The following is a 7,235-nucleotide window of genomic DNA, read 5'->3' as shown; positions in this document are numbered from 1 at the left end:
CTACTTCTGACTCTGGTCGCTTTAAAATATGCAAAGCTAGTCGTTGGGCTGATTTGGGGCCAACTCCTGGTAGGCGTTGCAACTGCTCAATTAACCGTGCTAAAGGGCGTGCGTAAACCGTTGTCTTATCTCCAGAAGGTTATAAATCTCATTACTATGATGACATTTTTTTGAATGATCTTCTCTGTATAATGGCACTAATACCGTTTCTTTGTGAAGCTGCGCCAAACTCTCTTAAACTCTTAATCTTGGCGTACTTGGCGTACTTGGTGAAGCAGTCGCAGTCTTGGCGCTTTGCGTCGATTGCGAACTGCTGAACCCGAAGGGCGGTTCGTTTTTGATTTCTTATACTAAGTCTGAGATAATTGGGCGCATCTTCATACAGAATTGGTATAACTATTCTGTTACTAGTTCAATCAACAATGACAATCAATTGCAGCTATCATCTTCTCTTGATGTTGTTGTAAAAGACTTCGGAACTCCTGTAGCCATTCTCCATCGGACTTTCCTTCACAGTCATGCCACTTTCCATCAGGCGTAACGATCGCGTATGAAACTAAATCAGGCGCTAGGGTAGATATAGGGCGAATATTGTCTTCTAATTGCACAATATCTAGCCCGTATCGACGTTGAAATTCTTCGGGGTTGAGATTGTAATGCTGCTCTTTACCCCAAAGGATGCCATCATATTGACCACCAATCACAAATCCGTCACATTTTGCTTGCAAAGATGGATTATCTTCATCTGCTTCAAAATATGGCATCATCAATTCTTGAGCTTTTTTGCTTGGGTTTGGTTCTGTGTGAGCAACAATCACAAGTGTTAGAAAATGGCTCATCTTTGAATACCTTAAAACACTAGTATTAATGTTTTAGAAGATACAATTTATTGGTAGTATGTGCAATATTTTAATAATTGTGAGGCGCGATCGCTCGGATGAGATAATGTACAAGCGATCGCGAATGGCAAAATTTGTTAGTTAAGTTTGGGGATTGCTGTTAATTTGATTCCAGGCATTGATTACTTGCTGTAAATTTTGCGGGAGATTGTTCCGCGAAATATCGTTGTATTGAACTGTACCTTGACGACTAGTGAGGGTGTAGGTAATATAATCGGCTGCACCGTTAGGTGCTGGGTAACTCAAATTTTTGTAGTTACTAAATCTGTAACGTTGTAACAATCTCTGAAATTGTTCTACTTGTTGCACAGAAATGCGGCGTACACTACGCTCAGAATCATTAGCATCACCAATCCGTACGCGAATTAAACCCCCGTCTTTAAGTAAAACAGTTTCGTAGGTTCTACCAGCAAAGCCACCACTAGAGATTTGCCGAAACACGACATTTTGATCTAACGGTGGTGGTAATTCACTTGCAGGAATTGGTACAGGTTTAACTTTGTCAGAATCCCCAATAGGATTTCCATCAGTATTTTCGCTAGCCTTTTCATTTAGCCTCAGAACAGAACCTGTTTGATTGGTGTGATAAACCAATGTTTGTTCAACTGCACCGACAACTACCCGCCAACCGGGTGTCAAAGCAGCAAGACATAATTCAGCTATACCTCCCAACTCTAAACAGCCATCTCGCCATGTTTTCTGTTGAGCCTGAGTAATATTGAGTCGAGAAATAGGTTGTTGCAAACGTCTAGATGCAGCTTGCAAAACGGCATTTTTTACAGATGCTGGTAAGTTAACTGAGGGAGCCTGCTGTGTCTTAGCTAAACGTAAGAAACGTCCATTGTTATTGGTGTGATAAACCCAGGTGCGTTGATTATTAGACACTACTACCCGCCAACCAGGAACTAGTACTTGGGTGCAAAGTTCATCAGGTTGGGGTAATTCTAGACAACCATTACGCCAAGTCTGGCGACTATGGTCAGTTATTTTGAGTTCTTTGGTTGAAACTCTTTCTCTACGAGCTAAGTCTCGTAGTACCGCGTTAGCTACCGGACGTGGTAAGCGATTGGTTTTAATTTTTCCTTTAAGAACTTCACTGGTTGTCTGTGTTGGCAGATTCGCAGTAGCCGCCGTGGCATTTTTAATCAGTGTTAACCCACTACTAACAGATAAAATGCCAGTCAAAATCAAAGCGGTGAAAATTCGAGCTTGTTTCGTGGTACAATATTTTTTCAACATAATCTTCATAGTAAAAAAGCCAATATCATTAGTTAGCTTAGTGTTTAAAAAATTAAAGACTAATATCTAGCAATTAATTACAAAATAGTAAGCTATCCCAAAGCTAAATTAGTTGGGATTTACTATACATGTGTCATTTTGTGCAGATGTAATGATAGACGCTAGTGTGCTAATTTTTTGTTCCTTGAGATTTACGATAAGTTTATATATAAGTAGATATAGTGATCGCCCTTCAGCTTAGATACTCAAATCAATTTTCTCAATACTTGAAAAGTTAGCCAATTCAAGGGATGAAGCGATATCAGGCGCTGAGTGCTGGACTCTCAATGAAATGTTGATGAGCGATATCAAATCTAATAGTGCTGGCTGCCCAATTCTTAAAATCAGGTGCTAACCAAACTAACTTACTGAGAATTTCGTCATTTACCCATAAAACCAAAGTAAAATGACAGTTTTTGCGAAACTCATCTCGCATTAAATTAGTGCTGAGAAGAAGTTGATTAATCGCTGCAACAGATTCTAAACCCTTTACCACCAAAGCTTCAGGTCGAGAATCACCTATCGTATTTTTGATCGTTGTGTAAAGAGTTTCAGCAGAAGGGGAGAGCATTATTTCTTGGATATCCGCTGATGAAAATTCCTTTAATGAATTTAGTATTTGCTGCTGTGTTTTAACAGAGTTACAACAAGCTAAGATCAGCGAAAATTCACCACCAGCTAGCATTATTGTCCTTGATAATCTCTTTATGGCTGCTGTACTGTTTGCTAGGTAGTCTTGCTGATTACTTAAGTTCATCATAACGTATGTTCAGTTTTAAATTTTACAAATGGATATGTATAATTACTACTTAAGTGTTGTTTTTGTTATCAGTAAACGAAATATTAATCTTGTTAAAACTCTTTTTTCTAAAACTTATTACCATCCTAAACGTTCATGCTTAAGTAAGCAAGATTTGTATAGTCCCACCTAAATAAATTAATAAATGATGTAATTTTTATGAAAATTTAATATAAGCAAGATGAGTAACAAGGAAATTTAAAATTTAAAAGCTGACAAAGCATAATCTGGCTGTAAAAATAACTTTAACTGTTTAATTAGCAGGCAAAAACGCAACTTCTGTCAAAATAGACCTGTCATAATTCATGTTTTCTTGTTTTTTGTCTATAGCAATTTATGAAAAGATTTGTAAAGTGGTGTGTGAAGTTTTTAGAGTGGAAAAGTCGTCCTAGTATTAAGCGAAGATTATTTGCTGTAGTCGTAAGCTTGAGCATGTTAGCCACGGTGATATTATCTTTGCCCCTGAATGCTCAAACTACTTCTTCGCGATCGCTAGCAACTGAGTTAAGAGGGGTTTGGTTAACAAATATTGATAGTAATGTATTGTTTGAGCGCGATCGCCTCAAGAATTCTTTACAACGCCTTGATGAATTAAACTTTAATACGGTGTATCCCGCAGTGTGGAATTGGGGATATACACTCTATCCCAGTAAAGTAGCAGGTAAAGTGATTGGGCGATCGCTTGATCCCACACCGGGATTGCAAGGGCGAGATATGCTCAAAGAAATTGTTACCGAGGGACATAAAAAAGGCTTAACTGTGATTCCTTGGTTTGAATTTGGCTTTATGGCTCCTGCTGATTCTTTATTAGCCAAAAATCGTCCCCAATGGCTCACCAGCCGCAGCGATGGTACAAAAATTGTCAAAGAAGGTACACATAACCGTGTTTGGTTGAGTCCCTTTCGCCCAGACGTACAACAATTTATCCAAGATTTAATCGTTGAAATCGTCAGAAACTACGACATAGATGGTATTCAATTTGATGATCATTTTGGCTTACCTTCAGAATTAGGCTACGATGCTTACACGGTGGCCTTATACAAAAAAGAACACCGTGGTAAAGCTCCCTCTAAAAACCCGAAAGATCCAGAATGGGTACGCTGGAGAGCTAACAAAATCACCGAATTTATGAAACGGGTATTCACAGCCATCAAAGCCAATAAAAAAGATTGTCTTGTTTCTGTTGCACCTAATCCCCAGCGCTTCTCCTACGAATTTTTCTTAGCAGACTGGCAAAGATGGGAACGCATGGGATTAATTGAAGAACTGGTATTGCAGATATATCGCAATGACTTGAATGTATTTGTGAGTGAATTAGAATATCCAGAAGTTAAAGCAGCACAAAGTCATATTCCCGTCAGTATTGGTATTTTGGCTGGTTTGAAAAACAGATCGATACCAATGGAACAGATTCAAACACAAGTACAAAAAGTCCGCGATCGCAATTTTGCCGGAGTCTCTTTCTTTTTCTATGAAACCCTATGGAATCTTAGCCAAGAACCAGCCTCAAAGCGTCAGTCTGCTTTTCAACAAATTTTCCCGACACGAGTAACTTACCCAAACTTGCTCACAGGTTGGAAACCATAATAAAAGGAGGCAGAAGGCATGGGGCATGGGAAAGAAGGGGTAAGGGTTAAAGGGTTTGTTTCTTCATCCTTTACCCTTTACCCTTTAACCTTTTCCCCCCTCTTCTTGCTCCCCTGCCCCTCTGCTTCAAACTGTGATATTATCTGCTTCTTTTTGATTGATTGCTAGACGTAAAACCGATAGCCCCAAAATTATCAAAAATAGTACTAGCCCAATTGTGCAGGCGTAGCTAATTTCTAAGTTACTAAACGCTTGTTCATATAAATAGTAAACAATTGTTTTTGAGCTATTGAGTGGCCCCCCCTGAGTCATGATGTAAACTTCTTCAAAGACTTTGGTTGCAGAAATAGCTGAAATTACCCCTACTAGTGCTAGATAAGGTTTCATCAAAGGTACAGTAATATCCCAGTGTTTGCGGATACCATCGGAGCCATCAATAGCTGCGGCTTCATACACATCAGCGGGAATTGATTGCAAACCCGCTAAATAAATCACCATATAGTAACCTAATCCTTTCCACACAGTGACAGCCATGACGCTAGCCAGAGAAATTGGGATAATTCCCAGCAGTTTAGCTGGGCTAGTCAGCCAGGGAACACCTTCTGGAAAAATACCCAAAATTTGAAAGAACTGATTGAGTAGACCTCTTTCTGCATACAGCCATTTCCAAGCTATGCCTGCAACTACCATTGAAATTACTACTGGCGTATAGTATGCAGCTCTAAACCAATTCATCCCCCGCAGTTTTTCATTTACCAAAATCGCCAGTCCTAAGGGAGCGATTACCAAAATTGGCACTACACCCACAAGATAAAGAAAAGTATTTTCCAAAGTTTTCCAAAAAACTGCATCTTTCCACAGGCGTAAGAAGTTGGCAAACCCGATCCATTTTGGTGGTTGGGCAATATCTTCGTAACTAGTAAAGCTGAGGTAAAATGCTTGCAGTGCAGGCCAAAAAACAGTCAAAACTAAGATAAATAAAGCAGGCAACAAAAATAAATAAGGAGTCAGACGTTGTTTGAGCAACATCCAATCTTTAGGTGTTAATTGAATCATAAGAAGTTTTTTGAGTCATTTTTGACGGCTTAATTTCCCGCCCATCATGAATAACAGCTAGGAAAACTAATTAATATTACATGAACATTCACAAATAAAAGCAGTAAGCACCAAGCCCTTTTTCCTTTGGTATCTTGGTGGTTCATCAATTTTTTAACCACAAACATACTAAAAAAAATACATCCTTCCAATTTATACCTTGAAAGAGCTAATCTACTTGTACTTATCCAACCGCACAAAAACAAACTATGATGGAAACTGAGAAAAACTTGCCAGTTGAGCATCAAGATGTACCAACAAGTCACCGTGGGCTACATGACTTTTTGTACAGTAATGATGACGAACACACTGCGACTGAGGTGGCTGTAACTCCAGATTTAGCAGACAACGGAGCAGAGATTATACCTCTTGAGGCTTGGCGTGCAGCTTCCCACAATGCGAAAATCGCAGGCGTTTATGCTGTTTTGGATTTAGAACACCACACACAGTACATTGGCTATTCCCGAAATGTATTGCTTTCCCTCAACGGTCATGTAAACCAAAATGGTGAGCAAAAATGTGCTTTTGTGCGAGTACAGAATTTTAAATTTCCCAAGCGCCAAGAAATGGAAGATTTGCGAGATGCATGGATTGCAGAACTCGATAGCATACCTCCTGGTAACGCTGCTGAAAATGGAATGTGGGCTAGCACTGTAGGCGAAGTTGCTAAGGCGGCGATGTCAGAAGCAGAACGCCAAGCTTACGAAGAGAAAAAGTTGAAACTGCAAAAAGCAATGGCTGACACAACACTCTCTAAACAAGCAGAATCAACAGATAACAGTGATGTTGAACGTCAGCGTCAACTGGAAGCAGCTGTGAAAAACGATGACTGGAGTGCAATTATCGACGCGCAGACACAAGAAACCAAATAGAATCATCGAGCGCTGCTGAATCTAGCCATAACTATTGTATAAACTAAAAATTAGTTATCTTTTATACAATAACTTGGTTCATCACTACAGCAGTTTACAGTTGATTCGATTCAGCGTGCATTTGCCTTCTACACATCAGGAATGTCATTTGATGACATTGCTAGAACAATGAATAATGAACTACAACAGCAAGGGCGGAAGCAAATGGGCTATCGCCTTGTTCTTGTTATATCTACAATTCAATACAATCGAATAGCTTTTTTAGTTTTAGCGTGTCCTCTGAAGGGGTGACAAAGAAGCTACAAAGCAGACTGGATAAGAGACATAGCACGTAGACCCTTGCGAAAATAGGGTAGTTTACTGGGCTTTAAACGCATTAAATCATGAGCTAAATCAGCCCAAAACTCCATTGCACCCACCCATAATTGGCCATACAAACCAACCCAAAATGCGCTATGTCGGCGATGTAGTCGGTTTAATTCCTTCAGACGACCAATATATTTTTGTAATCCCATTTGACGAGAGTTACGACCTGCTAAAACAGCACAAGTATAGGCGATAGCAATTAATAAAATCAGTGCCATCAATCGTTGACCATCAGCAGAAGTAGATTCAAGATTATAGCCACCAGTCTTGCAATCACGGAACATGGCCTCAATGCCACTGCGCAACTTAAATGCTTTAATGGCATCGGCAAGACTATCT

At 39.6% G+C, this 7,235-nt stretch carries 6 protein-coding genes and 2 pseudogenes; 2 read left to right on the top strand and 6 right to left on the bottom strand.

What is annotated here, in order from left to right; genetic code table 11:
- The 4 genes and pseudogenes from I8751_RS16920 to I8751_RS16905 form a co-directional block, all read right to left on the bottom strand.
- A pseudogene (locus tag I8751_RS16920) lies at positions 1-91 on the bottom strand (recombination mediator RecR); the annotation flags it as partial.
- Positions 92-416: 325 nt separating this feature from the next.
- Positions 417-839 (bottom strand): hypothetical protein, encoded by a 423-nt coding sequence (locus I8751_RS16915; protein ID WP_214440304.1) that lies wholly within the window; start codon positions 837-839, stop codon positions 417-419.
- Between the two features lie 141 nt (positions 840-980).
- The gene (locus I8751_RS16910; protein WP_214440303.1) at positions 981-2,147 is read right to left on the bottom strand and encodes a hypothetical protein; all 1,167 of its coding nucleotides are present in this window, start codon (positions 2,145-2,147) and stop codon (positions 981-983) included.
- Between the two features lie 292 nt (positions 2,148-2,439).
- Positions 2,440-2,937: a hypothetical protein gene (locus tag I8751_RS16905; protein ID WP_214440302.1), complete on the bottom strand. Its 498-nt coding sequence runs from the start codon at positions 2,935-2,937 to the stop codon at positions 2,440-2,442.
- A gap of 375 nt (positions 2,938-3,312) precedes the next feature.
- On the opposite strand from I8751_RS16905, the gene I8751_RS16900 reads away from it, so the two are divergent.
- Entirely contained in the window at positions 3,313-4,563 is a 1,251-nt protein-coding gene (locus I8751_RS16900) for a glycoside hydrolase family 10 protein (protein ID WP_214440301.1), read from the top strand.
- Between the two features lie 126 nt (positions 4,564-4,689).
- Here I8751_RS16900 and I8751_RS16895 read toward each other — a convergent pair whose 3' ends face one another.
- Positions 4,690-5,619: a carbohydrate ABC transporter permease gene (locus I8751_RS16895; protein ID WP_214440300.1), complete on the bottom strand. Its 930-nt coding sequence runs from the start codon at positions 5,617-5,619 to the stop codon at positions 4,690-4,692.
- 248 nt (positions 5,620-5,867) lie between these two features.
- Here I8751_RS16895 and I8751_RS16890 point away from each other — a divergent pair, with 248 nt between their 5' ends.
- The gene (locus I8751_RS16890) at positions 5,868-6,530 is read left to right on the top strand and encodes a GIY-YIG nuclease family protein (protein ID WP_225894209.1); all 663 of its coding nucleotides are present in this window, start codon (positions 5,868-5,870) and stop codon (positions 6,528-6,530) included.
- Positions 6,531-6,829: 299 nt separating this feature from the next.
- Here I8751_RS16890 and I8751_RS16885 read toward each other — a convergent pair.
- Positions 6,830-7,235 (bottom strand): annotated as a pseudogene (locus I8751_RS16885) (IS4 family transposase); the annotation flags it as partial.

The sequence above is a fragment of the Atlanticothrix silvestris CENA357 genome (assembly GCF_016056295.1).
GTDB classification, from domain to species: Bacteria; Cyanobacteriota; Cyanobacteriia; order Cyanobacteriales; family Nostocaceae; genus Atlanticothrix; species Atlanticothrix silvestris.
This window is presented reverse-complemented; position numbering and strand designations above follow the sequence as displayed.

What these genes read in the sequence shown, in the direction of transcription:
- I8751_RS16905 (WP_214440302.1), bottom strand. Translation starts at nt 2,937, where the DNA reads ATGATGAACTTAAGTAATCAGCAAGACTACCTAGCAAACAGTACAGCA.
- I8751_RS16915 (WP_214440304.1), bottom strand. Translation starts at nt 839, where the DNA reads ATGAGCCATTTTCTAACACTTGTGATTGTTGCTCACACAGAACCAAAC.
- I8751_RS16895 (WP_214440300.1), bottom strand. Translation starts at nt 5,619, where the DNA reads ATGATTCAATTAACACCTAAAGATTGGATGTTGCTCAAACAACGTCTG.
- I8751_RS16910 (WP_214440303.1), bottom strand. Translation starts at nt 2,147, where the DNA reads ATGAAGATTATGTTGAAAAAATATTGTACCACGAAACAAGCTCGAATT.
- I8751_RS16890 (WP_225894209.1), top strand. Translation starts at nt 5,868, where the DNA reads ATGATGGAAACTGAGAAAAACTTGCCAGTTGAGCATCAAGATGTACCA.
- I8751_RS16900 (WP_214440301.1), top strand. Translation starts at nt 3,313, where the DNA reads ATGAAAAGATTTGTAAAGTGGTGTGTGAAGTTTTTAGAGTGGAAAAGT.